This window comes from Kurthia sp. 11kri321 (genome assembly GCF_001534765.1).
GTDB lineage: Bacteria > Bacillota > Bacilli > Bacillales_A > Planococcaceae > Kurthia > Kurthia gibsonii.
Genome location: NZ_CP013217.1, coordinates 1,227,047 through 1,253,701 on the forward strand (window position 1 = coordinate 1,227,047; position 26,655 = coordinate 1,253,701).

At 36.4% G+C, this 26,655-nt stretch carries 26 protein-coding genes; 21 read left to right on the top strand and 5 right to left on the bottom strand.

Annotated features, from left to right (window positions below):
* Positions 1-9: 9 nt before the first annotated feature.
* The gene (locus ASO14_RS06350) at positions 10-420 is read right to left on the bottom strand and encodes a GyrI-like domain-containing protein (RefSeq protein ID WP_068453022.1); all 411 of its coding nucleotides are present in this window, start codon (positions 418-420) and stop codon (positions 10-12) included.
* A gap of 212 nt (positions 421-632) precedes the next feature.
* Here ASO14_RS06350 and ASO14_RS06355 point away from each other — a divergent pair, with 212 nt between their 5' ends.
* The 7 genes from ASO14_RS06355 (at position 633) to ASO14_RS06385 (ending at position 7,800) form a co-directional block, all read left to right on the top strand.
* Positions 633-1,076, top strand: a complete 444-nt coding sequence (locus ASO14_RS06355) for a BrxA/BrxB family bacilliredoxin (RefSeq protein WP_068453025.1) — start codon at positions 633-635, stop codon at positions 1,074-1,076.
* 119 nt (positions 1,077-1,195) lie between these two features.
* Positions 1,196-2,197, top strand: a complete 1,002-nt coding sequence (locus ASO14_RS06360) for an aromatic acid exporter family protein (protein ID WP_197409942.1) — start codon at positions 1,196-1,198, stop codon at positions 2,195-2,197.
* Between the two features lie 169 nt (positions 2,198-2,366).
* Positions 2,367-3,998, top strand: a complete 1,632-nt coding sequence (locus tag ASO14_RS06365) for an amidohydrolase (RefSeq protein WP_068453029.1) — start codon at positions 2,367-2,369, stop codon at positions 3,996-3,998.
* A 17-nt stretch (positions 3,999-4,015) separates the two neighbouring features.
* Positions 4,016-4,864, top strand: coding sequence for a nitrilase-related carbon-nitrogen hydrolase (locus ASO14_RS06370; RefSeq protein ID WP_068453032.1), 849 nt, complete (start codon positions 4,016-4,018; stop codon positions 4,862-4,864).
* A 14-nt stretch (positions 4,865-4,878) separates the two neighbouring features.
* Positions 4,879-5,079, top strand: coding sequence for a DUF3311 domain-containing protein (locus tag ASO14_RS06375; protein WP_068453035.1), 201 nt, complete (start codon positions 4,879-4,881; stop codon positions 5,077-5,079).
* Positions 5,076-6,572, top strand: coding sequence for a sodium:solute symporter family protein (locus tag ASO14_RS06380; protein ID WP_068453038.1), 1,497 nt, complete (start codon positions 5,076-5,078; stop codon positions 6,570-6,572). The genes ASO14_RS06375 and ASO14_RS06380 overlap by 4 nt, the downstream gene beginning before the upstream one ends.
* Positions 6,562-7,800, top strand: a complete 1,239-nt coding sequence (locus ASO14_RS06385; RefSeq protein WP_068453042.1) for a Zn-dependent hydrolase — start codon at positions 6,562-6,564, stop codon at positions 7,798-7,800. The genes ASO14_RS06380 and ASO14_RS06385 overlap by 11 nt, the downstream gene beginning before the upstream one ends.
* Before the next feature lie 485 nt (positions 7,801-8,285).
* Here ASO14_RS06385 and ASO14_RS15180 read toward each other — a convergent pair whose 3' ends face one another.
* Positions 8,286-8,351, bottom strand: coding sequence for a hypothetical protein (locus ASO14_RS15180; RefSeq protein WP_335339059.1), 66 nt, complete (start codon positions 8,349-8,351; stop codon positions 8,286-8,288).
* 431 nt (positions 8,352-8,782) lie between these two features.
* On the opposite strand from ASO14_RS15180, the gene mce reads away from it, so the two are divergent.
* The 13 genes from mce to ASO14_RS06445 all read left to right on the top strand — a co-directional run bounded on the left by mce (position 8,783) and on the right by ASO14_RS06445 (position 23,091).
* Positions 8,783-9,181 (top strand): methylmalonyl-CoA epimerase, encoded by a 399-nt coding sequence (gene mce, locus ASO14_RS06390; RefSeq protein WP_068453045.1) that lies wholly within the window; start codon positions 8,783-8,785, stop codon positions 9,179-9,181.
* 21 nt (positions 9,182-9,202) lie between these two features.
* Positions 9,203-10,750 (top strand): acyl-CoA carboxylase subunit beta, encoded by a 1,548-nt coding sequence (locus ASO14_RS06395; RefSeq protein ID WP_068453048.1) that lies wholly within the window; start codon positions 9,203-9,205, stop codon positions 10,748-10,750.
* A gap of 144 nt (positions 10,751-10,894) precedes the next feature.
* Entirely contained in the window at positions 10,895-12,157 is a 1,263-nt protein-coding gene (locus ASO14_RS06400) for a D-serine ammonia-lyase (protein ID WP_068453051.1), read from the top strand.
* Positions 12,132-13,298, top strand: a complete 1,167-nt coding sequence (locus tag ASO14_RS06405) for a hypothetical protein (RefSeq protein WP_068453054.1) — start codon at positions 12,132-12,134, stop codon at positions 13,296-13,298. The genes ASO14_RS06400 and ASO14_RS06405 overlap by 26 nt, the downstream gene beginning before the upstream one ends.
* Before the next feature lie 60 nt (positions 13,299-13,358).
* Positions 13,359-14,483: a M20/M25/M40 family metallo-hydrolase gene (locus ASO14_RS06410; RefSeq protein WP_068453057.1), complete on the top strand. Its 1,125-nt coding sequence runs from the start codon at positions 13,359-13,361 to the stop codon at positions 14,481-14,483.
* A 321-nt stretch (positions 14,484-14,804) separates the two neighbouring features.
* Entirely contained in the window at positions 14,805-15,287 is a 483-nt protein-coding gene (locus ASO14_RS06415; protein WP_068453060.1) for a chemotaxis protein CheW, read from the top strand.
* A gap of 138 nt (positions 15,288-15,425) precedes the next feature.
* Positions 15,426-16,658 (top strand): DNA polymerase IV, encoded by a 1,233-nt coding sequence (locus ASO14_RS06420; protein WP_068453063.1) that lies wholly within the window; start codon positions 15,426-15,428, stop codon positions 16,656-16,658.
* An 11-nt stretch (positions 16,659-16,669) separates the two neighbouring features.
* Complete coding sequence (gene rnz / locus ASO14_RS06425; protein ID WP_068453066.1) at positions 16,670-17,620, top strand: ribonuclease Z; 951 nt, start codon at positions 16,670-16,672, stop codon at positions 17,618-17,620.
* Position 17,621: 1 nt separating this feature from the next.
* Positions 17,622-17,753 carry a hypothetical protein gene (locus ASO14_RS15250; protein WP_257720777.1) on the top strand — a complete coding sequence of 44 codons (132 nt, stop codon included), beginning with the start codon at positions 17,622-17,624 and terminating at the stop codon, positions 17,751-17,753.
* Positions 17,754-17,783: 30 nt separating this feature from the next.
* Positions 17,784-18,701, top strand: coding sequence for a metallophosphoesterase (locus ASO14_RS06430; protein WP_068453069.1), 918 nt, complete (start codon positions 17,784-17,786; stop codon positions 18,699-18,701).
* A 21-nt stretch (positions 18,702-18,722) separates the two neighbouring features.
* On the top strand, positions 18,723-20,042 hold the full coding sequence (locus ASO14_RS06435) for a sigma 54-interacting transcriptional regulator (RefSeq protein ID WP_068453072.1): 1,320 nt from the start codon (positions 18,723-18,725) through the stop codon (positions 20,040-20,042).
* Between the two features lie 138 nt (positions 20,043-20,180).
* The gene (brnQ, locus tag ASO14_RS06440) at positions 20,181-21,488 is read left to right on the top strand and encodes a branched-chain amino acid transport system II carrier protein (RefSeq protein WP_231726986.1); all 1,308 of its coding nucleotides are present in this window, start codon (positions 20,181-20,183) and stop codon (positions 21,486-21,488) included.
* Between the two features lie 16 nt (positions 21,489-21,504).
* Positions 21,505-23,091, top strand: a complete 1,587-nt coding sequence (locus ASO14_RS06445; protein ID WP_068453078.1) for an amidohydrolase — start codon at positions 21,505-21,507, stop codon at positions 23,089-23,091.
* Positions 23,092-23,162: 71 nt separating this feature from the next.
* Here ASO14_RS06445 and ASO14_RS06450 read toward each other — a convergent pair whose 3' ends face one another.
* The gene (locus tag ASO14_RS06450; protein ID WP_068453081.1) at positions 23,163-24,344 is read right to left on the bottom strand and encodes a YbfB/YjiJ family MFS transporter; all 1,182 of its coding nucleotides are present in this window, start codon (positions 24,342-24,344) and stop codon (positions 23,163-23,165) included.
* Between the two features lie 134 nt (positions 24,345-24,478).
* Between ASO14_RS06450 and ASO14_RS06455 the strand changes: the two genes are divergently transcribed.
* On the top strand, positions 24,479-24,679 hold the full coding sequence (locus ASO14_RS06455; protein WP_068453085.1) for a hypothetical protein: 201 nt from the start codon (positions 24,479-24,481) through the stop codon (positions 24,677-24,679).
* A gap of 69 nt (positions 24,680-24,748) precedes the next feature.
* Here the strand turns inward: ASO14_RS06455 and ASO14_RS06460 are convergent, their stop codons facing one another.
* Complete coding sequence (locus tag ASO14_RS06460) at positions 24,749-25,693, bottom strand: alpha/beta hydrolase (RefSeq protein WP_068453089.1); 945 nt, start codon at positions 25,691-25,693, stop codon at positions 24,749-24,751.
* 298 nt (positions 25,694-25,991) lie between these two features.
* Complete coding sequence (locus ASO14_RS06470) at positions 25,992-26,531, bottom strand: hydrolase (RefSeq protein WP_068453093.1); 540 nt, start codon at positions 26,529-26,531, stop codon at positions 25,992-25,994.
* Positions 26,532-26,655: the final 124 nt, after the last annotated feature.

A 26,655-nucleotide genomic window follows, 5' to 3' on the forward strand; every position in this document is an offset into this window, starting at 1 on the left:
TGTTATAAATTATTCAATTGGAACCCAAACCTCAATTTGGTCTAGCGCTTTCCCTTTATACTTTTCGAAACTAATACCTGGACGATGGATGTAGTCTTGGTGGCTGCTTAATTCTCTGAATGCTTTTTCAAGGTCATTGATTGAACTGAGCTCCCCAACGAGGTATTTACCGGATGCGATGGATACACTTTCAGTTGGTACGTCCTCAGGCATATAATCTTCTTTAATACCTGCTAAATAACGAATACCATCGTCCGTTAAATCGACAAAAACACCGTATAATACGTCATGTTGTACGTCGTAATCTTCCAGCACTTCTGCAAGTTCTTCCCATTGTTCAGAAATATCGTCCGTTTTACATTCATGAATCTTTAAACCCGAAATCACAAAATCCTTTACTTCTTGTACACGTGTTTGCATTGGCTGGAACCTCCTCATATTCAAATAGTAGGGTGTAACTAACTCTATTATATACACGTATTTCAAAATAGCCAAACATTTTATTTGAGATTTAGGAATATTCTCATAATTATTCTTGTAAATAAATTAATTTAGTTAAAACCGATTCGGACGCTTTGAATTCAAAAGAATCTAATGTATGATAGTAAGGAGCTAATTGTGAAGGGAGTTATTTGAATATGAATGACTATGATTTATTTTATCAAGATATGTTAAACCAAGCGCGTGGTGAATTATCGGGCAATGGTTATGAAGAATTAAAAACAGTGGAAGCAGTAGAAGATGCTGTAAAACGTCAAGGAACAACATTATTCATGGTGAACTCTGTATGTGGTTGTGCAGGCGGTATTGCACGTCCAGCAGCAGTACATTCGATTAATTATCCAAAACGTCCAGATCACCTTGTAACTGTATTTGCAGGACAAGATAAAGAAGCAACAGCAATGGCACGTGCTTTCTTCGGGGAAGATCACATTCCATCATCACCATCATTTGTTTTAATGAAAGATGGTCAAGTAGTGGCAGAAGTTCCACGCCATGAAATCGAAGGTCATGAACCAATGGCTGTTATTACACATCTTCAATCGCAATTTGAAGATTTCTGTGAAGAAGTTTAATACGTTTTAAAGGGGAGGGATTGCACTAAGCAGTTCCTTCTTTTCAATTATGTAAGAATTTTGTAAAAAACGTTTTCTAAACCAAATCTGTGGTAACCTATTATGTGAGGAGGCCATGTATGAAACTTAAAAAAATCAAGCGCTTTTCAATTGGCTATCGTACATTAAAAACAGCTGTCGGGATTGCGGTAGCAATTGGTATTGCATCATTTCTCGATCTCGAATACTATACATCCGCAGGGATTTTAACCATCCTGTCCATTCAGACGACAAAAAGAAAGTCTGTTCATGCGATTTATACGCGTGTAGCCGCAGGATTATTATCCTTATTACTTTCCTATATTTTATTTTCAATTGGCGGATATAATGTCATTACGTTGGGGGTTTTAATTCTCTTATTTTTACCACTCCTCGTCATGTTCCATATTACAGCGGCCTTCGTATCAAGTGTCGTCATCGTCCTACAAATCTTTAATTCAGGGGAATTTACATTACCTCTCTTATATAATGAATTATTATTGATGCTTGTTGGATTTGGTGTAGGATTTTTAATCAACTTTTATATGCCAGATATTAGTAAAGGTTTGAATAAGCATCGTATTGCGATTGAAGAAGCATACAGTGCTATTTTTCATGAAATTGAAAAGTATTTACGAACAGGTGATACATCTTGGGATGGTAAAGAACTACTAATTGCTGAAAAAAGCGTAGCGAAAGGGAAGTCACTTGCCTACATGGACGTCGAAAATCACTTAGCACGTAAAGAAGATGTATATTATCGTTACTTTGATATTCGTGAAAAACAGCTTGAAATTATCGAGCGCGTCCTACCTAAAATCACAAGTCTACCTGCATCTGTTGCACATTCAAAGATTGTGGCTGATTTTGTAGGAGAACTATCTGAGAACGTACATTCAGGTAATACTGTAACAGAGAGTAGAAGGAAGTTACAACGTGTACGAGAACGTTTTGAAGAAATGCCAATGCCTAAAAATCACGAAGAATTTTTAGCCATGTCTGCGCTTTATGTCTTTATAGAAGAAATGGATGAATATTTAGCCATCAAACAAAACTTTGAAGGACTTAACGTGAAAAAAGGACGATTGAAAAATCATAAATAAAATAAAAAATACCTATGTGATTATGTTTTATATCATACATAGGTATTTTTATTCGACATTAAAAATGATTAAAATAGCTTTAATTAAACATAAAGTAGCGTAAAATGCTTTTTTAATTTACAATACGTCCAATATAGAAACGTTAGAATCATGTAAGATAAATATACAAATGTTGTACAAATTTGGAAAGCAGGTGTTAAAAGTGAATCAACTTTATTATAATGGTGAAATTTTAACAATGAATAACACGAATGAGATTGTAGAGGCGATTTTAATTAAAGATCAAGTAATTGAAGCGGTTGGAACATACGAAGAATTACGATTAAAGGCCGACAAAATAACCGCTGTAGAAGAAATTAACTTACAAGGTAAGACACTTATGCCAGGAATTATCGATGCACATTTACATTTTGTTATGTATGGTGTAACAAAAATAAATATCGATTGTAAAAGTCTGAAAATTAAGAATTTAACTCAATTATACGAAGCAATTCAAAAAAGAGTTCTAGAAACAGAAGAAGGGCATTGGGTTCGAGTAAATGGCTTTAATGAATTGAGTATGGATGAAAAATGTTATCCATTAAAAGAGGATCTAGATGTCATTTCAACAAAACATCCGATTATGATTACGCGCACATGTGGTCATATTGGTGTAGTGAATAGTCTAGGGCTTTTAATGGCTAATATCGATGAACAGACACCTAACCCACAAGGTGGCGAAATTGAAAAAGATCAAACTGGAAAATTAACTGGAAGGTTATTAGAAACAGCTTATATGCAATTAAATGAGCAAGCAACTTATACAATGGAAGAATTAGAAGAAGCTATGCAACTAGCGCAACAAGATTTTTTCAAAGTTGGCATCACAAGTATTCATGAAGCAGGAACATTTAATGCAGATAGTTTTCGACAACTGCAATTAGCTTCTCATGAAAGACGAGTCAAGTTACGAATTTACGCTATGATTGGTAGTTTAAATAATTGTTATGATTTTACAACAACAATGATGAAATCCGGAGTTGTGACAGGAACAGGTGATGCACATTTTAAAATTGGTCCAGCGAAGCTATTTGTAGATGGAAGTAGTACAGGACCAACAATTGCGACGCGCGAACCTTATACAAGTAATCAAAATGATTACGGTATGTTTATTTATACGGAAGATGAATTATACGAAGTATTAGGAGATGCACATGCAAAGGGTTATCAAATTACGGTACATGCACAGGGAGATGCAGCGATTGAACGTTATTTAAATGTAATTGAACGTGCTTTAAAAGAAAATCCTAGACCACATCGCCATCGAATTGAACATGCAGGTATTACGACACCTGATTTACAAGAAAAAATGAAAGCGCTTCAAATTATACCTATTCCAAACCCACCATTTCCTTATGAATTTGGCGAAAGTTATGAAAAAAATTACGGTGAACGTATCGATTATATGTATCCAGTTGCAGATTTTTTACAGCATCAATTAATAGTAGCTGCTGGATCAGATGCACCGATTACAACCGTTAATCCATGGGTTGGAATTCATACAGCTGTTAATCGTCATACAGCGCTTGGGCAACCGTTTGGGATAAGACAATCAATTTCTTTGATGGAAGCATTAAAAATCTATACGTATAACGGTGCATATGCGAGCTTTGAAGAACATCAAAAAGGTAGCTTAGAAAGCGGAAAATTAGCAGATTACATCATTTTAAATCAGGCAATTACAAAAACAAATAGAGATGAATTAAAAAATATAGAAGTTGTACAAACTGTGATTGGGGGAGAAGTGGTTTATAAAGTATAGAGGAAGGAGTGAACTAAATGAAAGTAGAAGTGAGTAGTTGTCAGGTCGCCATGCAAGAGTGTAAAGTATTTTCGGATTTTACGAAGCAAATGGATTTTCTATTCCGTAAAATCCCATCTACGAGTCAATTTGTTTTATTACCAGAACTTGTAGGACTGCACTTATTAACGATCAGAGAAGATTATTCATATTTAAAAGAGAGTCAAATGGATAGACTATCTATATTTATAGAAGATTATATAAGCTATTTTTCCAAAAAAGCTTTTGAAAGACAGCAATGTATTATCGCAGGTTCTATGCTGGAAGAAAGTGATGGTATTTATAATACAGCATATATTTTTACAAAAGAAGGACAATTCTTAATGCATCGAAAAACACATATTTTTCCTGCTGAGAGTCATTATGGAACTTTAGAAGGGGATGATTTGAATATTTTTGAAATAGATGGGATAAAAATCGGTATCGCGATTTGTTATGAAATTGAAATTCCTGAAATTGCTACTATGTATACAAAAGCAGGCGCAGATATCATTTTTTGTCCTTCTTATACCATTACACCACATGGGTTTTATCGTGTACGAAATTGTGCATTAGCGCGGTCTATTGAAAATCAAATATATGTTCTACATGCTCCTATAATTGGAAAGTTAACAGGTGTGATACAGGAGGGCTTTGGTCATGCAGCAATTATTGCTCCTTCAGAGCCACCTTGGTCTATTAACGGTGTTCTTTGTGAAGTAACATCTAATGAAACAGATTGTGTCACAGCAACATTAGATCTAAATCTATTATATGAGAAAAGAAAGAATGGGGCAGCAACAACATTCTTAGATCGTAAAAGAAGAGCACATCTGTACCATATTTAAAAGGGGGAGAGAAGATGAAGTATTTAAAATTACTATTGATTATACCTTTTATTGGTATGGCAGGTTGTATTTCATTTGCCAATCGCATTGAGCCATATGTTTTAGGGTTACCTTTTTTATTATTTTGGATTGTTTTATGGATGGTTTTATCATCGCTCATTTTGTATATCATTTATAAAGTAGACCCTGAAAATAAAGTAGGTGAAAACGAATGAATATAGCATTAATCATTATTTTTGCATTTGCAATTATCGCGTTGTATTTAGGAATTCGAGCAACCCATGGTAAGAAGATGAGCATGGATGAATTCGCAACAGGTAATAAAGGTTTTGGAACGCTCTTCGTTTTTTTACTAACTGCTGGTGAAGTATATACAACTTTTAGTTTTTTAGGAGGAAGTGGTTGGGCTTATAGTAATGGTGCAGCAGCATTCTATGTTCCAGCTTATATTACACTTGCCTATGTATTATCGTATTGGATTGCACCAAAAATTTGGCGCTTTTCAAAAGAAAATTATGTCATTTCACAGCCAGCATACTTTGCAGCAAGATATAAAAGTCCTGTGCTAGGCTTAGTCGTTTCTTTTTTAGGTGCGATTGCGATGATTCCTTATATTGTTATTCAATTAAAGGGTTTAGGGATTATTGTTTCGGAGGCATCATACGGTGCAATTAATTCTGTTGTAGCCAGTACAATTGGCGCCATTATTATCACAATCTATGTAATTATTTCAGGGATTCATGGTTCTGCGTGGACAGCTATTTTAAAAGATATCATGATTTTAATCGTCATTGTTTTTTTAGGTGTATATATTCCATATCATTACTTTGGTGGAATTCAACCCCTGTTTGAAGCGGTGCAACAAGTACGACCTGAGAGTCTTGTGTTATCATCAACAGGTTTGAGTATACCTTGGTTTATATCTACTATCTTACTCAATGCTTTTGGTTTTTATTTATTACCAAATACATTCAGTGTGACAATTTCAGCATCGGGTACAAAAGCGCTAAAACGTAATGCCATTACATTACCACTTTATACATTGTTATTATTATTCGTATTCTTTATTGGTTTTGCAGCTATGATTCAAATTCCAGGATTACAAGGTGCTGAAGGAGATTTATCTCTTTTACGTTTAACAATCGATACATTTAATCCGTGGGTTGTTGGAATTGTAGGAGCAGCCGGTTTACTGACAGCACTAGTTCCAGCATCTGTTATGCTCATGTCTGCTTCGATTGGTTTAATGTCTGGCTTTTATAAATTAGTAAGACCTACAGCTACAGATCGCCAGCAGTTAGCAGCTTCTAAAGGCTTTGTTTTAATTATTATTGCAATCGCTTTTATTTTCACCATTACAGGTGGAGATGCGTTAGCAATTTTAAATATTATGTCATATGCGTTAATCTCACAATTAGTACCAGCACTTATTTTTAGTTTTTATGGTACAAATATATTGAATAAATATGGCGTAATGAGTGGTATTGCAGTAGCAGTTTTCTATATTGCCTATATGACGATTACATCATCTAAATTAAATACATTCTTTGAAAATATCCCTTCACAAATTAATGATTTGAATTTAGGGGCAGTTGCCTTAGTGCTTAATTTAATTGTTGGTTTAATTGTAAGTGTATGCACAAAATCAATCGTTAAAAAAGAACAACAAAAGGTATTAATAAAGGAGGAGATTATAAATGAAGTGTAACTCAACTAGTTTAGAAGAAAAAATCACATCGTTTCGTCAATTTGGTAAGACTGCTAAAAATGGTGTTTCACGTCTATCTTTATCTGAAGAAGATTTGCAAGCAAGAGCTTATTTTAAAAAGCGCTGTGAGGAACTTCAAATGACAGTAACAATTGATGACTTAGGTAATATGTATGCTTTAAAGATGGGGAAAAATCCTGATTTACAACCAATTGTAATCGGTTCGCATTTAGACAGTGTTTTAAATGGTGGAGCTTATGATGGCGTATTAGGTGTTATTGCAGGATTACAAGTAGTTGAAACACTACGAGATGAAAATATCAAGTTAGAACATTCATTATTAATTGTGAATTTTACAAACGAAGAAGGTGCACGTTTTGATCCAGCCATGATGTGTTCAGGTATATTGGCTGGGAAATTCTCTGAAGAAAAAATGTTGAAAGTACGAGATGAGGAAGGGACGACATTCGAACAAGCTTTAAATAATGGTGGAATGAGAGGTAAAAAAGAACAGCGCTTACGAGAGGGCGCAGGTTATTTTGAACTGCATATTGAACAAGGTCCTGTTTTAGATAAAGAGCAGATTGAAATTGGTGTAGTAGAAGGTGTAGTAGGTATGGTTTGCTATGAAATTAATATATTTGGACAAGCAAATCATGCAGGAACAACACCCATGATTTATCGACAAGATGCATTACTAGAGGCAGCACGTTTGATGATTGATTTAGAAGATCAGTTGCTGTTTTTACCAGAAGATTTAGTCTTTACATTTGGTCGAATTTATAATGCACCAAATATTCATACAGTCGTTCCAGGACATGTGCGCTTTACATTAGAAGCAAGACATAAAGATGAAGAAGTTTTACAAGAGGTTCGAAAAATTATTCAGCAAACAGTTGAAAAGCCTTGCAAATGTAAACGAACTTACGAAGAATTGTGGTCGAGAGAAACCGTTTATTTTAACTCGGAATTAATCTGCACTGTAGAAGATTCCGCTAAGGCACTTAAAAAATCATATAAAAAAATGTATAGTGGTGCAGGGCATGATGCACAATTTATTGCAAGTTTGATTCCTTCTGTTATGATCTTTATCCCAAGTTTAGATGGCATTAGTCATAATGAAGCAGAATATTCTAGTTTACAACAATGTTTAGATGGAGTGAATGTTTTATTAAATGCTGTATATCAATTTGATTGTAAAAAGAAATCAGCTAAATTCTACAGTTAATAAAGAAAAATATGCGGTATTTTATACAATAAAAAAACCAAAACCACGCTTCAACGTGATTTTGGTTTTTGTTATGTTATACCTTACTTTAACACAACTGCGTATAGCACGATTGTTTTGCACGCGGTGGTTCACGCAAAGGTATTAAAGCTTTTTGTATAGGAATCCATCCATATACAGATAATTGATGTAAGTATTGTGAAATTTGCGGCTTATTTACACGCCATAATTCGTTCCAATACATTGGACGTTTTTTTCGAATAGGCTTGCTACCGCGCATATTCAATTGCAAAACTTGAGGTTTGTGCAAGTTGTAATTGTGGCGGTGTTTTATGCTCAGTGAAAAAACTTGCATAATAGGCGTCCGCAATCGTTACAACATAACTCATCATCAATAATAGTTTCATTCAATTCATTAAGAAATCATTTCTCCTTCAAATTACGATATGAATATAGTACGTTCGAGTGGGGAAAAGGTTTCAATATTACGATAATATAATAGATAAACCAAACATAACCGTTGAAATTAACATAATTCCAATCATAGTCATGACAACAGCTTTTTGAAATTTCTTATTGCTCACGTTGATTCTCTCCTTGTTTGCATCGTTACTTCATTTTAACAAATCCCTTGTATTCGAGCAAAGGAAAATCATAAAAGAGCGAATTTTCTTTTCGAAACTACTATATAACACAGATTATTTAATGAAAAAATAAAACACAACCATTTGAATGTTTTGAAAACTCACTGAACAATGAATCCTTGTTTTTATTCCGTAAAAATCGAAATTTTGAACGTTTTTACGTTTATTTTCTCGTAAAAACGTATTTCCTTGATTTTTTGTTTCCTTCATTTACTATTAGAATAGGCTGATTGTTCAGAAAAGTAATCGCTATCATTGGAAAAAATTATTATATAGGTAGAGTTTTACGAAAAAATCAGTTACAATTGTGTTATACAACAAAAAGGAGTTGGGGACTCGTGGAAAATGTTGATCACATTGGCATCGCTGTCAATAATCTCGATGAACGTATTACATATTATACAGATGTACTCGGTATGAAACTTCTAAATGTCGAAGAAGTTGCTTCTGAACAAGTACGTGTAGCATTCATTGATGCAGGTAATACACATATCGAATTATTAGAACCACTTAGTGAAGAAAGTGCCATTCACAAGCACTTAGAAAAGCGCGGTGAAGGAATTCACCATATCGCATTACAAGTCGTTGGAATTGAAACGGAGATGGAACGTATGAAAAATGAGGGAGCCCGTCTATTGTCTGAGCAACCAAAAATTGGTGCTGGCGGTGCAAAAGTTGCCTTCATTCATCCGAAATCATCTTTTGGTGTACTTTACGAGCTAGTTGATCGAAGCTAATACAAAGGGGAATCGTAAACAATGGATATGTATGATAAAATAAACGAATTATTTGACAAAAAGCGTGAAATCGAATTGGGCGGTGGTGACGCTCGTATCGAAAAACAACATGAAAAAGGTAAATTAACAGCGCGTGAACGTATTGATTTATTATTAGACGAAGGTACATTCGTTGAAGTAAATCCATTCGTAAAACACCGTACTGTTGACTTTGGTATGGCTGGTAAAGAAGGTCCTGGAGATGGTGTTGTAACAGGTTACGGTAAAGTAAATGGTCGTCCTGTGTACTTATTCTCACAAGACTTCACAGTATTCGGCGGTGCATTAGGTGAAATGCATGCGATGAAGATTGCGAATGTAATGGATTTAGCAGCAAAAACAGGTGCACCATTCATCGGTATTAATGATTCAGGTGGCGCGCGTATTCAAGAAGGTGTACTTTCATTAGATGGTTATGGTGAAATCTTCTACCGTAACTCAATCTATTCGGGTGTCATTCCACAAATCTCTGTAATTATGGGACCTTGTGCGGGTGGTGCAGTTTACTCACCAGCTATTACAGACTTTATCTTAATGGTTGAAAAAACATCTCAAATGTTCATTACAGGACCAAAAGTAATTGAGACTGTAACAGGTGAAAAGATTTCTTCAGAAGGTCTTGGCGGTGCAAAAGTACATAACGCAATCGCAGGGAACGCACATTTCCGTGCACCAAGTGAAGAAGAAGCAATTGAGCAAATCAAACAATTATTAAGCTACTTACCACAAAATAATACAGAAAAAGCACCGATGGTTGAATTTAACGAAGAAGACGAGTACCGTTCAGAATTATTAGACATCGTGCCAATCGACCAAACAAAATCATATGATGTACGTAAAGTAGTCGAGCAAGTTGCGGACCCTGGTACATTCATGGAAGTTCAAAAAGACTTCGCTAAAAATATCGTTGTTGGTTTTGCGCGTATTAAAGGCGAATCAGTTGGTTTTGTATGTAACCAACCAAAAGTACTTGCAGGTGGCTTAGATATCGATTCATCAGATAAATTAGCACGTTTTGTACGTACTTGTGATGCATTTAATGTTCCAGTTATTACATTTGAAGATGTAACAGGCTTCTTCCCAGGCGTTAAACAAGAGCATGGTGGAATCATTCGTCATGGTGCAAAAATCTTATTTGCTTATTCAGAAGCAACTGTACCGAAAATTACAGTTATTCTACGTAAAGCATACGGCGGTGCATATGTAGCGCTAAACTCAAAATCAATTGGAGCAGATATGGTATACGCTTGGCCAAATGCTGAAATCGCAGTAATGGGTGCAGCTGGTGCAGCGAATATTATTCATGCAGGGGAGATTGCAAAATCAGATGACCCTGAAGCAACACGCGCACAAAAAATCGAAGAGTACAAAGAAAAATTCGCAAATCCATATGTAGCAGCTTCTCATGGCTTAGTTGATGACATCATCGATCCACGTGAAACACGTCTAAAGCTAATCCAATCATTAGAAATGTTACGTAATAAACAAGAAGATCGTCCGAAGAAAAAACATGGTAACATTCCATTATAATTTTCCTTTAACAATGTAGAAGTGTGTCACGTCTTATAAAGAGACGTGACGCGCTTTTTTTATTGCTTTGAACGAGTTTTACACGAAAAATTGAATCATTTGTAGTAATATGAAATAAAATAAAGATTTTAGGAGGTTCGATGTATGCCGATTATTGAACAGCTTCAGAAAAAACAACCGTATTATTGGGAAAACCCGCATCGCTTACGATGGGAAGAAGCAGAAAAGCAGTTATCGATTCAGCCGACATTAATTGATGATGCGGAAGCACGTCTACAGCGTTTTGCACCATACTTCATGGCGATCGAACCAACAATGAAGGAAGCGAATGGATTAATAGAATCGCCTATTCAACAGGCGACTCTATTACAAAAAAGATACGTGCATGAAAATGAGCAGTTATGGTTAAAGCGAGACGATATTTTACCAATAGCAGGTTCAATTAAAGCACGAGGTGGTATTCATGAAGTATTAACCATTGCAGAACAGTTGGCAACTTCAAATGGACTCATTGAGTCAACAAAAGACTATGCTCAGTTTACAGAACCAGCATTTCATGCGCTATTTTCAAAATATACGATTGTTGTTGGTTCAACAGGGAATCTAGGATTAAGTATCGGGATTATGAGTGCTAAATTAGGATTTCGTGTTGTCGTGCATATGTCGCACGATGCGAAACAATGGAAAAAAGATTTATTACGTGAAAAAGGTGTCACAGTTGTAGAGCATACGGGTGACTACAGTAAAGCAGTAGAACAAGGACGAAAAGAGGCAGAAGCAGATTCATTCGCCTTCTTTATCGATGATGAAAATTCGCAAGCTTTATTTAGTGGTTATGCAGTTGCCGCACGTCGTTTAAAAAAGCAGCTAGAAGAAGCAAATATTCATATATCAATTGAAAATCCACTGGCTGTTTACTTGCCTTGTGGTGTTGGTGGCGGTCCTGGCGGTGTTGCATATGGTCTAAAAACAATTTTTGGTGATGCTGTACATTGTTATTTTGTAGAACCTGTCGAATCACCTTGTATGTTACTTGGTATGGCGACTGAACAGCATCATGATATTTCGGTACAAGATATCGGTTTATCGAATCAAACAGCAGCCGATGGTTTAGCAGTAGGTCGTGCTTCTAAGTTTGTAGGGCAGTTGATGATGCCGATTTTACATGGCATTGTCACAGTGACAGACAATCAACTATATCGTATGGTATATGAGTTAAAAGAGACAGAAGGATTACAAATTGAACCGTCAGCAGCAGCAGGACTTGTTGCAATTGGTTTAATTCAAGCACCAGCAGCCTATCATGTAGCATGGTTAACGGGCGGTGGTATGGTGCCACAATCCGAATGGCAGAAGTTTTACGAGAACGGAGAGAATGTGGATGTTCAAACGCAGAAAGAGAAGTAATACAGAAGTAATGGAACCAGTAGAAGAAGTAGAAGTCGAGGAACACCCTTTAGAAATAGAAGTAGAAGCACCACTTGAAGATATGCAACGTGCCATTCATGTGGACCGCGAGTACATCGACATTCAAAAAGAAAGTCTAGCAGTTGATGTCATTGAGATGCTTCATTTCTTTAATGAGTTACCTTCTACATTACCTAAAACATTACTACAAAAAAATGAAGAAGCGATTGATTATTTTAGAACATTAACGGGTGTTTATGTAGGAACACCTTATGATTTTTACCAGACAATTGTTCTATTCTATTATAAAAATTGGCATCATACAGCCTATCCTTTTAAAGGGAGCCAGTTAGAGTTTGTTTTTTCAAAAGTAGCACATGTCATTTTGGAAAATTTACAACAAGATGTGCACCAATCATATGGGCAAGTGTTTGATATAATCGAAGGAAATCCGAAAGCGTTCTATTTACATGAAGATCAAATTGAACGAACAGCCAATCGCTTTATTCGTCGTATGGTGACCCAAGTCCCTGAATTAGAAGTAACAGCTTTTTATACACCGATTGAAGGAGAGTTTGTTACATTAGCGAATGAGATTTATCGTGATCTTCGCGAAGTAATTTATACGATGGAGCATCAAGACTTTTATGACTATGATACGATGTATCGCTGGTTCTCTTATAATGATGCTTTATTTGAAACACCCGATTTATTAGAGGTGCGTGCATTTTATTATTATCCTATCAAGCATGTAGAAATTATGCGTGTGCTTCAATTAATTCGTTTTGATTATTTACAACAACTTTGGTTACAAGTGCTTCATTATGAATTATCAACGCAAATTCAATCCATTAAGACAGTTCGCATGTTGGAATACTATTTAGGTGCAGCCAATGATGCGATGTATTCGCAAAATGAATCACTTTATTTTACAAATCAGCGTTTTTTAAATTTATTTTTTGATCATTATTATTTTGAAAAAGGAATGTTAGAAGATGAAGACAGCCCGAAAGTAAGACACTGTTTAAAGCAGCTATTAGAACACGTAAATCAAGCAAAAGCCAATGAAGAATTCACAGGTGAGTTAGATATTCTCATCAAAAAAGCTTATTACGATCATCAATTACTAGCTGGTGATTAGAAACGCTTTGTTGATTATGTTAAAATAATAATAGATTTATATAAAAAGGAGTTTTTTACCATGACAAGTCGTGTAGTAGAAGAATTTTTAGAATTAGTTCAAATTGATTCAGAAACATATCATGAAGAAAAGATTTCACCTGTTCTACAAGAGAAATTAAAATCACTAGGTTTTGATGTATATGTAGATGATGCACATACACGTAACGGGCATGCATCAGGTAACATTATTGCGACATTAAAAGGAAATGTAGAAGCGGACACAATTTACTTTACAACACATATGGATACCGTTGTACCAGGTGTAGGTATTAAACCAACAATTAAAGAAGATGGTTATATTTATTCAGACGGTACGACCATTCTAGGTGCAGATGACAAAGCGGGAATCGCTGCATTACTTGAAATGGCGAAACGTATTCAAGAAGAAAAAGTTGACCATGGTAATATCGAATTCGTTATTACAGCAGGTGAAGAATCAGGTTTAGCAGGTGCAAAAGAATTAGATCCAGCGAAAATTACAGCGAAATATGGTTTTGCTGTTGATTCAGATGGCAAAGTAGGTGGCATTGTTACAGCAGCGCCATTCCAAACAAAAGTTGTCGCGACATTAACAGGTAAAACAGCACATGCAGGGGTAGAACCTGAAAAAGGAATTTCAGCGATTACAATCGCTTCAAAAGCGATTGCAAATATGAAATTAGGTCGTATTGATTCAGAAACTACAGCGAATATTGGTCGTTTTGAAGGCGGTAAAGCAACGAATATTGTATGCGATGAAGTGCATATTTTAGCAGAATGTCGCTCATTAAATGAAGCAAAATTAGAAGTACAAGAGCAACATATGAAAGAAGCGTTTGAACAAGCTGCGAAAGACATGGGGGGTAGTGCAGAAGTTGAAATTACACGCATGTATCCTGGATTCAGCTTCACAGAAGAAGATTTAGTTGTACAAGTTGCGAAAAAAGCAGTTGAACAAGTAGGTCGTGAGCCGAAAATCATGCAATCAGGTGGCGGTAGCGATGCGAATGTCATCGCAGGATTTGGTATTCCAACAGCTAACTTAGCAGTTGGTTACGAAAATATTCATACGACAAAAGAGCGTATGCCCGTTGAAGAATTAGAAAAATTAGCAGATTTACTTGTAGAAGTTGTGAAAGTATCTGCAACTATTTCATCAAAATAATCATTTTATATAAAGAGAATGTGATGTATTCTAAAAACAATTCTCAATCTAAGTATAGGAAAGGTCGAAATGTCGCTGCTTGGCGATATTTCGGCTTTTTATATGTAAAAAATGTTAAAAAAAGAAGTGTTTATAAGAAAAATACGAAAGTACGATATAAATAGGTATTTTTGTTTTGTATAAAAAAGGGAATATGCCATAAGTATCATTAGTCCTTTCGGTTTAATAATCATTTTGATTTCATGCCCTTTTTACTATATAATGAATAGCACCATGTCATACATAATAAACATCAAGATAGATAATGGAGGTAAATTCAATATGACAAATTCTAAAGTAGTCGTATTTCGATGCGGTCAAGAAGAATATGCGGTATCAGTCGATCATGTGATTTCAATTGAAAAAATTGAAACGACAAATCGTATTCCACATTTACCAGACTATGTCGATGGATTAACGAAAAATCGTGGTGAATTAGTACCGATTTTAGATTTCGAACGTATTTTATATGGTCGTAGCGGTGGTGGCGATTTAAGTCGTTTACTCGTACTGCATGTCGATGATTTCACATTTGCATTAAAAGTATTAGAAGCAAAAGAAATTTTAGATATTCCAACAGAACAATTGAATCAAGTAGGGCTTGTGAATTATGCACGTACACGTTATTTCACAGCTGTCGCTAACCTAGATGAACGAATGATTACACTCGTATCACCATCTGTATTAGTAGATTCATTAGAAGGCATTAAAGAAATTAAACAATATATGGTTGATTTAAAAAATAAAGAAGCAGAAGCTGAATAAATAAAAGTGGGTTTGAACATGCGTAGGAAATTGCGCTATGTTCAAACCTTATTTTTTTAGATTGTTTAAGTAACATAGATGGTATGCAAGTTCTAAACATATTATAATAAGAACATATGATTGGGAAGAGGTGAGGAAATGACACAAGCGCGTATTATTTTTCATTTAGATATGAATTGTTTTTATGCTTCAGTGGAGCAAGCATTGAATCCGATGCTAAAAGGAAAAGCGATTGCGGTAGCTGGTAACCCGAAGGAACGTCGTGGAATCTTAGTTACCTGTTCCTATGAAGCGAGGGTAAAAGGTGTATATACGACGATGCCTGTATGGGAAGCAAAACAAAAGTGTCCTGAAATCATTCTCCTCCCGCCTAATTTTGATGCTTATAGACGGGCTTCAAAATCGATGTTCGATCTATTAAGAAGCTATACACATCTTGTTGAACCTGTATCCATTGATGAGGGATATATGGATGTGACAGAGATTGTGCATGGAAGTGAAGCGATTCAATTAGCTGAAAAAATTCAAATGCAGTTAAAAGAAGAACTCGATTTACCTTGTTCCATCGGGATTGCACCGAATAAGTTTTTAGCGAAAACGGCTTCCGATATGAAAAAACCGATGGGCATCACTGTGCTACGAAAAAGACAAGTGCCACAGATATTATGGCCTTTAAAAACGATTGAAATGCATGGAGTAGGCGCGAGTACGGCGAAAAAGTTAGCCACGTATAGCATTGAAACGATTGGTGATTTAGCACAGAAAACGGAAAAAGAAATGCATCAATGGATGGGGAAAAATGGGGTTCGTCTATGGGAAAAGGCACATGGTATAGATCGTAGACAAGTAGACCCAGAAGCTATTTACGATATAAAATCGGTTGGTAATTCGATGACTTCCGCTGTAGACTTAGTAGAGATGCGTGACGTAGTAGAGATGGTTCAAAAATTAAGTGAAAAAGTAGCAAAACGATTACGTGCGAAAAATTTAGCTGGTACGACTTTGCAAATTCAAATGCGAACATCAGATTGGCAAAATAAAACGCGTTCTATAACATTTAAAAATGGCATCTATGAGCAGCAAGATATTGAACGCGAGGCACTTAAATTAGTGCGCAAACATTGGAACTTTGAACCGTTACGCTTAATGGGCGTTACGGTTAGTCATGTATATAATCGTAGAGAAGCGGCTGAACAACTTTCGATTTTTAATTATGCAGAACATGCAAAAGAAGAACCGGTTTTAAAGTTGGTAGAACAGTTACAACGAAAATACGGGAAAAATAGTCTTCAAAAAGGTGTCTCTGTAGCTAAAAATCCTGATTACACAGCGCAGACGAGTTTTAGTAAAGATTTTTTAGACGATCATTAGGAGGAAATGAAATGCAGATTCAGTTTTTAGGGACAGGGGCAGGCATGCCATCTAAATTACGCAATACATCTTCAATTGCGCTAAAGTTATTAGAAGAATGCGGTAAACTTTGGTTGTTCGATTGTGGTGAAGCAACGCAACATCAAATTTTACATACGGCGATTAAACCAGGTAAGATTAATAAACTCTTTATTACACATTTACATGGGGATCATATTTTTGGCTTACCAGGTTTTTTAAGTTCACGCTCTTTTTTAGGTGGGAATGACCCACTAACAATTTATGGACCCAAAGGATTAGAAGAATGGGTTCGCATGACACTGAATGTCACGAAGACGCATCTAACATATGAGCTGCATTTTGTAGAAGTAACAGAAGGTTTGTTATTTGAAGATGATCAATTTCAAGTATATGTACGTCAATTAGAGCATGTGATTCCTTGTTATGGTTATCGAATCGTCCAAAAAGATTTGCCAGGTAAGTTAGATGTAGAAAAAGCGCGCCAACTTGGTGTACCAAATGGACCGCTACTAGGACGCTTAAAGAATGGTTTTGATGTACAATTAGAGAACGGGGAAGTTATTTCAAGTGAACAAGTTGTATCTGAACCAATCAAAGGCTTTACTGTGACGATTTTAGGTGACACACGTTACTGCGAGGCAGCTATCGATTTAGCAAAAGATGCAGATGTAGTCATTCATGAAGCGACTTTTGATGAAGGAACGTCGGAGCTTGCTGCTATTTATGGTCATGCGACGAATGAAGAAGCGGCGCGTGTGGCACGAGAAGCGGGCGCAAAGCAGTTATTCATGAATCATATTAGTGCTCGTTTTTTATCACATGACTTACAACGCCTTGTACAGCATGCAAGAGAGACGTTTGCAGAAAGTTATATTGTGAATGATTTTGAACAGTATGCGTGGCATAATCATACGTGCCAACTTATAGAAAAGGAGGAATGACATGACGTTTAAAGTTATATTAGTGATTATTATTGCGCTTCTCATTTATTCCGCACTTGTTTTTTATGTTGGCTGGAATATACGTGTACTGATGAAAAGTTTCGGTTTGAAGCGAGGGAAAGTAGCGTTTTAGATTATTTATGCCTTCATTGCGTATTCAATTATGTTGACGCGATTCATCCCGCTCGATTTTTTGAAAATACTAAGTGATTATTGGTTATTTGCTTTTTCATATGGACTTATTTTATGTATCGTTTGTAATATTTTATCGCTTATTTTAAGACGACGTTATACACGAATTATTGGAAGTAGCGCCATTGTAATATTACTAATTTCTGCCGGTGTAGGTACATATTATGCTTATACACCAATCGTTCATCATCAAACCATTGAACGACCTGAAAAAGCGAATGGTCAACAATTAAAAGTAGTTGTCGCAAGTGATACACATTTGGGACTACTCTCGAATAAAAAGCACCTTTCACGTTTTGTAGAACTTGCAAATAAAGAGAAGCCAGATGTTGTTATTTTAGCAGGAGACCTTGTAGATGACTCACCAAAGTGGTTTAATGAACAGCAGATGGAAGATGAATTGAAGAAACTACAAGCAACATACGGTGTTTATGCAGTTCTCGGTAACCATGAGTACATTGGAGACGAGCTTCCAGCTGTAAAACAAGCCATGAAAAACGCGAATGTGACATTGTTACAAGATCAAACGGTCACAATTGCAGGTGATATCGCATTAACAGGACGTGATGATGCAACAAATAAAAAGCGTGCCTCTTTAAAAACGTTACAAAAAGACGTAAAATCAGGGCAACCATGGATTGTGATTGATCATCAACCAAGTAAAACAATGAATGATCCGGGTGTGTCGTTTATGATGTCCGGTCATACACATGCAGGTCAGATTTGGCCTGGAAAATGGATGACAGAATTTATTTATGAGTTAAATTATGGACATGAAAAACGAAATGGTACGGATTATCTCGTGACATCAGGATATGGTTTCTGGGGTCCACCAATGCGAATTGGTACACAAGCAGAACTTTGGTCTGTCACCCTTCAATTCAAGTAATAAGCAACTAGAGGTGGGAAAATGAACACGTTACAAGATGTAAAACATTTAAAGGACTATGACAATACGCTCATTGTCGACCAACATGGTCAAACTCTATTTTTTGATATGGCGGATTTACAAATTTTGACGAACTTAGGTTATACAATGGATCAATTTGTCGGTCGAAATATTACAGCGGTATATGATAATTTAACGTTAGAAGATAGCACATTAATTACCGTTTTAAAAACAGGGAAGCCAATGGAGCACGTAACCCAACAGTTACGTGCGAAAAATGGCTTTACGTATATTTCGAAAAATTCAACGTACCCAATTTTAGATACACAAGGGGTTGTGAAAGGTGCGATTGAATTCTCAAAGCATTATTATGAAAAGCAGGATATACATGTTTTAAAAGACTATCCGCAACATAAAAATTATCGGAAAAATAATACAATTCACACAATCGAAGATGTTGTAGCTGTAAGTGATCAATCCATTCGCGTACAAGAAAAAATGAAAAAATTCGCTAAAACCGATTCCACATTGATGATTTTTGGACGCACAGGAACGGGAAAAGAATTGGTGGCTCAAGCGATTCATAATATGAGTAATCGTTCATTATCTCCATATTTATCTATCAATTGTAGTGAACTAACAGAAGAAAAAATCCAAAAACAACTCATTGAAGAAGGATTATTAGAAAAAATAAATGGTGGCACATTGTTTCTAGATAACTTACAAGCATTGCCTCTAGAAGCACAATATCCACTTTTACGCATTATTGAACAACAAAAAATTTACAATCAACAAACGGATAGTTTCGTACATATTGATTTACGAATAATGGCCGCAACGAATATACCGCCTATGGAATTATTGACGAATGGAGTCATTCGAGAAGAATTATTTTATCGTCTACATATTTTAGAACTAACAATTCCATCTTTAAAAGAGCGAAAAGAAGATATCGAACCACTCATGTATCATTTTATTCATTTTTTTAATGCGCATATGGATGTAAGCATTACACAGATTCAAGAAGATGCGATTAAAGCATGCCAACAATACGATTGGCCTGGGAATGTACGTGAGCTGAAAAATGCGATGGAATCTGCTTTTCACCAAGCAGAAGGGCATGAAATCACGATAGATGATTTGCCAGATCGTTTACAAGCGCATCATTCAGTAGATATGCATGAGACCTACCATTTAAAAGATGAGGTCGATCAATTTGAGCGGATGTTAGTGAAAAAGACCTTTGAACAAACAGGGGGTAAATTAGCAGAATCTGCACGTAGACTGGGTATCTCAAAACAATTGTTAAAGTACAAATTAGCAAAATATGAATTAAGGTAAAAAATTTTTTACGGTAGGAGGGAAACTTTTCCCTTCTTTTTATTTACGCAAAATTCCTATAATATGTTGATTACTAGCTAATCAATACCATTTTCTCAAAGGGGAGAAAAGGCTAGTGAAACAAAGGGGGACAATCTATTGAAAACAATTCAACACACAGTCGTTGTGGGACTCGCATTATTTGCGATTTACTTCGGTGCGGGCAACTTAATTTTTCCGCCTACAATCGGAAATCTATCAGGAGATAATTGGATTCTCGGTTTAACAGGCTTTACGATTACAGGAATTGTTTTACCGTTATTAGCGGTGGTAGCGATTTTAAATGTAGGTGGGCGCTTTGAAGATTTAACAGCACCCATTAGCCCATGGTTCCATAAACTATTCAACTTACTATTAATGGTTGGAATTGGTATGCTTGTGACGATTCCACGTATGTCAGCAACAACACATGAACTTGGCGTATCAAAGTTAATTCCAGGAACACCAGCCATTGTCACAATTATTATTTTCTTTGCGGTTAGTTATTTCTTTGCGATGGATCAATCAAATGTAATTGATAAATTAGGGAAATATTTAACACCTGTATTAGTCATTGTACTTTTATTCATTGTGATAAAGGGTTTAATTACACCTGTTGGTAATCCAATTGCAGCGCGTATAGATGGTGTTTTCTCAAATGCCTTTCTAAGTGCTTATCAAACAGGAGATGTGGTAACAGGAATCTTCTGTGCACCGATTTTCTTAGCAGCAATTACAGCATATGGTTACAAAGGACGTGCAGCGAAAAAAGTAGCGTTTAGTGGTGTTGCCATTGCAGGTATTGGTTTGTTTGTAATTTACGGTGGTTTACTGTATTTAGGTGCTTCAGGTAGCGGTTCTTTTGCACAGGATATTGGTGATACAGCACTTGTATCTGAACTCATTGAACGTATTTTAGGAAATGCAGGTAGCGCTTTATTAGCAGTAGCGATTGCACTGGCATGTTTAACATCTGCGATTGGCGTTATTGTTGTCATTGCACAATTTTTAACAGACCTAACTCATAACAAAATCGGCTATAAAGTATGGGCAGCGGTGGTATGTATTGTCGGTATTTTAATTGGTTCTCTAGGTGTAACGAGTATTGTAACGTATGCAATGCCAATCTTTACAGCACTTTATCCAGTAGCCATCGTTCTTGTATTACTTGGAACATTTGCTAAATGGATTCCAAATGGTGGTTCGTATCGCGGAGCTATTTTATTTACAGCAGTTGTAAGCGTTTTCGAAACGATTGGTAATTTAGGGCTGAAAGTACCATTCTTATTTGATGGTATTCAACAGCTACCATTAGCAGCAGATGGTTTTTCGTGGGTGATTCCAGCGATTGTAGGCTTTATTGTCGGAACATTCTTATTTAAATCCAAAACATCAAAAGCGACATCGGACAAAACGATTCAAATTTAAGGTAGGAGGAAGACACGTGAAAATATTTAAAAATGGTTTGATTTATACAGCAAATCCTGAACAACGTCATGCGACAGCAATGGCTGTAGAGCATGGCAAGATTATCTATGTAGGTGATGAAGCAGGCTTACCAGAACAAGCTTCAGAAGTAATTGATTTACAAGGAAAACGTGTCATTCCGGGAATCATTGAATCACATATGCATCCCATTATGTTTGCAGATTCTGTTAAACAAGTGCAATGCTCACCGCCAAAAGCGTATTCGATTGCGGATATTACAGCAGGTATTACAGAACAAGTGGAACAAGCAGAAGACGCGCATAGCTGGATTGAAGGCTGGGGCTATGATGAAGGGAAGTTAGCAGAAGGACGTGCGCCGAATCGACACGATTTAGATGCGGTATCAAAAGAACATCCAGTCGTTCTACATCGTTCTTGCGGACATATCGTGACAGCGAATAGTCGTGCTTTAGCGCTCGCAGGTATTACAAAAGATACGGAAGACCCAGCAGGCGGTAAGATTGACCGTGATGAGAATGGCGAGCCAACAGGAACATTACGTGAAAGTGCACGTGTACTAGTTGAAAAAGTCATGCCAGAATTAACATTAGAACGTGGTTCAGATTTATTAGTGGAATTAGATCATACACTTCATCAATATGGTATTACAGGGATTACGGAAATGATGGCATTACGTGAACCAATTGATTATTACAGTATTTTTAAAGAAGCAGTTCGTAAAGGATTTTCACAACGTACAGCGATTTATTATTTATGGAGTGAGATCGAAAACGAAGAATTTATTACAAAAGAAAATTCAAATCCAGAAGATCAAGTATTCGTGGCAGGTATTAAAGCGTTCACAGACGGTAGTGTGTCAGGACAAACTGCTTGGGTAGATACACCATTCTTAGGTGATGATTCAAACTACGGTATCTCAACAATTTCAATTGATACACTGCAACAAGCTGCGAAAAAAGCAAAAGAATATGGTGTACAGATGGCGGTTCATGCAATGGGTGAACAGGCAATCCATCAAGTGATTGAAGCATATGAGCAGGAAGAAAATTGGATGCAAGATGCACTGACTTTCCGTATTGAGCATGTAGCGATGCCAAGAGAAGAAGATATTCAAAAAGCAGCAGAGAAGCAAATTGCTTTTAATACGCAACCCATCTTCTTATATGCTGAGATTGAAACATATTTGAATAACTTAGGTGAAGAACGCACGAAAAAAACATATCCTGTAGAGAAGTTTTTAGAGGCGGGTGTTTTAACAGCTTTATCTTCTGATGCACCAGCAACTGCATGGGCCGATCCTGTTAATCCATTCGTGGGTATTCAAGCAGCTGTTACACGCACTTCTTATGACGGGACAGACCATGGTCAACAATCTCGAATTAGTGTCGAAACAGCGATTGATGGTTATACACGTGCAGCACAGAAGTGTGCCAATATTCCATTAGTTGGTCAATTAAAAGAAGGATATCACGCAGACTTTGTCGTACTAGAACAAGATCTTTTCACCGTTTCACCTGAAAAAATCAGCGAAACAACAGTGAAAGAAACATATGTCGCAGGTCAATGCGTTTATCAAAAATAAAATCATACATCTCTCCCCAAAATGAGATGAAGCGTCATTGCAACCCCCAATTGCAATGACGCTTTTTTGTCTTATTCTAAACTTGTTGATTCAACAGCTTGTGTTGTGGGACTCTTTTGAAAAAGTAAGCCGACACGCAAGAGAATGAGTGCAAACAAAATGATGATGGATGCAAATACAAGCGCAGCATTGTAACTTCCATATTGCTTCACTAGAATTCCAGCTGCAATGGGTCCGATGATTTGTCCAATTGCATAGGAAGTCGTTAAAATCGATACGACACTGGCACTCTTTTTCGGGAAAAGTTGTCTTCCGTAGCTTGTTGACATCGCAACAAGTCCGACAAACGTAGAGCCAAATAGTAGCGCTGATAGAAGTACCGTCCAAATATTCGTCGTAAGAACAGGTAGAATGACCGCTACAATTTGAATGATATATGCAATGGATAAAATCGTCGTTGGTTTATAGGTTGTCATGAGCCAAATCCAGAGCGGTGCAGACGGAATGGCACCTAAACCGACAATGACCCAACTAAAGCCAGCATATTGTTGAATGCTCGGAATACTATGTACCAAGTCAACTAAAAATGTACCTGTAATGATGTATCCAAGTCCTTCTAAACCATAGGCAATCGTCAGCCAAACCATAAAACCACGCAGTACTTTATCTGATTTTGGACTTTTAATATGTGGCTCTGCACGTAGATTACGCCATAAAATGAATGTAATGACCATACAGAAAGCTGCGATGGCTGTTAAACCGAAATAAGCAATCCGCCAATTCCCGTATGAAACGAAAAGCGGTACAACTAATCCAGAAATCGCAATACCAAGTCCGATTCCGCTAAATGTATAGCCAGACCATTTGCCAAGCTGGTATTTGGCTAAATAATCCATTAGCATGCTCGACGTAAGTACGAAAATAATACCACCTGTAATACCACTAACAATACGCAACGAGAACCACATGCTCACATGATCGGTTACCCCCATGAAAAACACCGATAAAATGCATAAAAAGACATTTAATCCTAAAATACTCTTTTGATATTTCACAATCCAACCAGCCGCAAAAGCACCGACTAAGTAGCCAATATAGTTCCCAGCAGCAATTACACTACCTGTTTGAACGGATAAATTCTCCGATTCCCGTAAAAAAGGAAGAACAGATGTGAAAGAGAAGCGACCAATCCCCATTGCGATTGTTAAAAATAAAATAGCGCCAATCATAATACTAAAATGTTTCCTATTCAACGGAAAACGCCCCCTTTTGTAGAAAAAAGCATGAAAAAAGAAACCTAATTCAACTATACAGAAAAGTGGAAGTGATTACCAATACTATTTATTTTCAATCGTGTTATACTGTAAAGATAAAGGAAGTGAAGTCAATGCGTTACCATCAAAATCAAATGCAAAAATTAGTCAATACGACTCCTCAATTGAAAAAAGAATTGAATGAGATTAAACAATCCATGTCTTTAGAAAATGATTACGCGCTAAAAGCGTTATATCATGCAGCTATAAAAGACGGCGGAAAATTCCAACAAGCGTACCAAGCGCTAGATGTAGAATTTAAAAAGCAATCATAACAACAAGAGCCTCGGCATTTTTTATGCTGAGGCTCTTTTCGATGATTACCGATATTCCGTTTAAAAAAATCAATCTTGTATGATAGAGTGGAAGAAGTTGGATAGGTGAATCGTTACTTCTTCTGTTTCTTGTTCGAAATAGTCCATCTTACTGAAAAAACTATGAATTAAGCCATCGAGAATCACACGTTCTGCTTGAACGCCTGCTTGTTGTAGTTCCTCAATAAACTTTTCGCCTTCATGATTTAATACGTCGTAAGCAGCACTCACAATAATCGTAGGCGGAAGTAATGCCTTCTTCTCATAAAGAGCAGGTGAGACATAAGGATGCGTAAGACGTTCATTCCCTTGTACATAATAGCGGTAATAAAGGTCTAATTCATCGTCATCTAAACCATATTGTTTGGCGAATTGAAGGTCCTCTTTTGCTACAGTAGCAGTGGCATCCAGAGCAGGATACGTAAGTAGTAAAGCTTGAATGGTCGGGCCTTGTTCTTCAATCGCTCGTACGGCAATCGAAGCAGCGAGGTTACCTCCTGCGCTGTCACCAGCTACAGCGAGACGTTTTAAATCAATCGGTAGTTGTAATGGATTTTGGTAAATCCAGTTTAGTGCATCATACGCATCTTGTTGCGGGATAGGGTAGGGATGTTCAGGCGCTAAACGATAATCCACATTCACAATGATCGCCTGACTATGTTTAGCCAGATACTGACACCCTCCATCCATATAATCTAAATCACCGATTGCCCAACCACCACCATGAAAGTATAAAATGACAGGTAGAATCGCCTCATCTGTATGAGGTGTATAAATACGAATCGGAATTTTAGTGCCGTCTTTAGCTTTAAAATATGTGTTTTCTATGGATTTTATGTCAGCTAATTGAATATGTCGTTGTAAGAAGGGTGTTCGTTCAATTTGAATTCCTTGTTCATTTTCTGTAAATGGATTGTAGCTTCCATGATTTTGAATGTAACGTTTTGCTTCAGGCTTTAATTGAATGGATGTCATATAAAAACCCCTTTCCTGTCGTCTATTATTCGAAGTATAACATAGAAATTACTATTCCGATAGTATTAGTTGGTTTTAAGGGGCATATAAATGAAAAAAATAATAGTATACATCTGTGCAATTGGAGCGATTTATTCCATATTAGTAGAGCAATCTCAAAATTCTTGGTTACTCTATGTAGTAATCCAAGTGTGTCGCTTTGTTTTTAGCTTGTCCATACTTCTGTGGACTTTCCGAAAAATAGATGCTTATTTTCATCAAAAAAGGGAGCAGTAATCATTCAACTACTCCCTTTTTTCTATTTAATAATTTTACTTACTTGTTTGAACGCGTCGCCTTTAGCTACCTCTAGCAGTTCAAATAAAGCCATCTCGACTGTTGTTAAAGGAATGTTTTCTTGTTCAAAACGACGCAATGCGATTTCGCGATCAAGTTCGAAGCGAGAATCAACAGCATCTGCAACCACTTCTACATGGAACCCAGCTGCTTTTAAATCTTTTGCAGTTTGATAGACGCAAATATGCGTTTCAATACCACATAATAAGATTTGTTTTTTACCCGAAGCAATTAGTGCCTCTTTAAATTCATCCGTTCCCCATGCACTAAATGTTATTTTTTCAATTGGCTTTGTAATTGGTGATAAAATCTCTGCAAGTGAATCGACTGTAGGACCTAAACCTCTTGGGTATTGCTCTAACCATAAAATCGGTAGTTCAAGTGTTTTTGCGCCTTTTAAGAGTTGTTCTAATTTACGAAGTGTTTCTTCATGACGGTTCATCAATGTAGCAAGGCGACCCTGTACATCGATTAATACAACTGCAGTTTGTTCTAAATTCATCGAATAAGACCTCTTTTCTTTTCATTAAGTATCAATTTTCTTCCATTTCATCGTATCGTATTTTATGTCTTTCTGCAAAAATCTACAACAATCTAAAAAGAAAATGGAAAATACTGTTGACTTC

Coding starts and splice junctions, on each gene's coding strand:
- ASO14_RS06460 (WP_068453089.1), bottom strand. CDS start 25,693: ATGACATCCATTCAATTAAAGCCTGAAGCAAAACGTTACATTCAAAAT.
- rnz (WP_068453066.1), top strand. CDS start 16,670: ATGCAGATTCAGTTTTTAGGGACAGGGGCAGGCATGCCATCTAAATTA.
- ASO14_RS06415 (WP_068453060.1), top strand. CDS start 14,805: ATGACAAATTCTAAAGTAGTCGTATTTCGATGCGGTCAAGAAGAATAT.
- ASO14_RS06435 (WP_068453072.1), top strand. CDS start 18,723: ATGAACACGTTACAAGATGTAAAACATTTAAAGGACTATGACAATACG.
- ASO14_RS06400 (WP_068453051.1), top strand. CDS start 10,895: ATGCCGATTATTGAACAGCTTCAGAAAAAACAACCGTATTATTGGGAA.
- ASO14_RS06405 (WP_068453054.1), top strand. CDS start 12,132: ATGTTCAAACGCAGAAAGAGAAGTAATACAGAAGTAATGGAACCAGTA.
- ASO14_RS06410 (WP_068453057.1), top strand. CDS start 13,359: ATGACAAGTCGTGTAGTAGAAGAATTTTTAGAATTAGTTCAAATTGAT.
- ASO14_RS06380 (WP_068453038.1), top strand. CDS start 5,076: ATGAATATAGCATTAATCATTATTTTTGCATTTGCAATTATCGCGTTG.
- ASO14_RS06430 (WP_068453069.1), top strand. CDS start 17,784: ATGTTGACGCGATTCATCCCGCTCGATTTTTTGAAAATACTAAGTGAT.
- ASO14_RS15250 (WP_257720777.1), top strand. CDS start 17,622: ATGACGTTTAAAGTTATATTAGTGATTATTATTGCGCTTCTCATTTAT.
- ASO14_RS06370 (WP_068453032.1), top strand. CDS start 4,016: ATGAAAGTAGAAGTGAGTAGTTGTCAGGTCGCCATGCAAGAGTGTAAA.
- ASO14_RS06360 (WP_197409942.1), top strand. CDS start 1,196: ATGAAACTTAAAAAAATCAAGCGCTTTTCAATTGGCTATCGTACATTA.
- ASO14_RS06365 (WP_068453029.1), top strand. CDS start 2,367: ATGTTGTACAAATTTGGAAAGCAGGTGTTAAAAGTGAATCAACTTTAT.
- ASO14_RS06420 (WP_068453063.1), top strand. CDS start 15,426: ATGACACAAGCGCGTATTATTTTTCATTTAGATATGAATTGTTTTTAT.
- ASO14_RS06385 (WP_068453042.1), top strand. CDS start 6,562: ATGAAGTGTAACTCAACTAGTTTAGAAGAAAAAATCACATCGTTTCGT.
- ASO14_RS06470 (WP_068453093.1), bottom strand. CDS start 26,531: ATGAATTTAGAACAAACTGCAGTTGTATTAATCGATGTACAGGGTCGC.
- ASO14_RS06350 (WP_068453022.1), bottom strand. CDS start 420: ATGCAAACACGTGTACAAGAAGTAAAGGATTTTGTGATTTCGGGTTTA.
- ASO14_RS06455 (WP_068453085.1), top strand. CDS start 24,479: ATGCGTTACCATCAAAATCAAATGCAAAAATTAGTCAATACGACTCCT.
- ASO14_RS06395 (WP_068453048.1), top strand. CDS start 9,203: ATGGATATGTATGATAAAATAAACGAATTATTTGACAAAAAGCGTGAA.
- ASO14_RS06375 (WP_068453035.1), top strand. CDS start 4,879: ATGAAGTATTTAAAATTACTATTGATTATACCTTTTATTGGTATGGCA.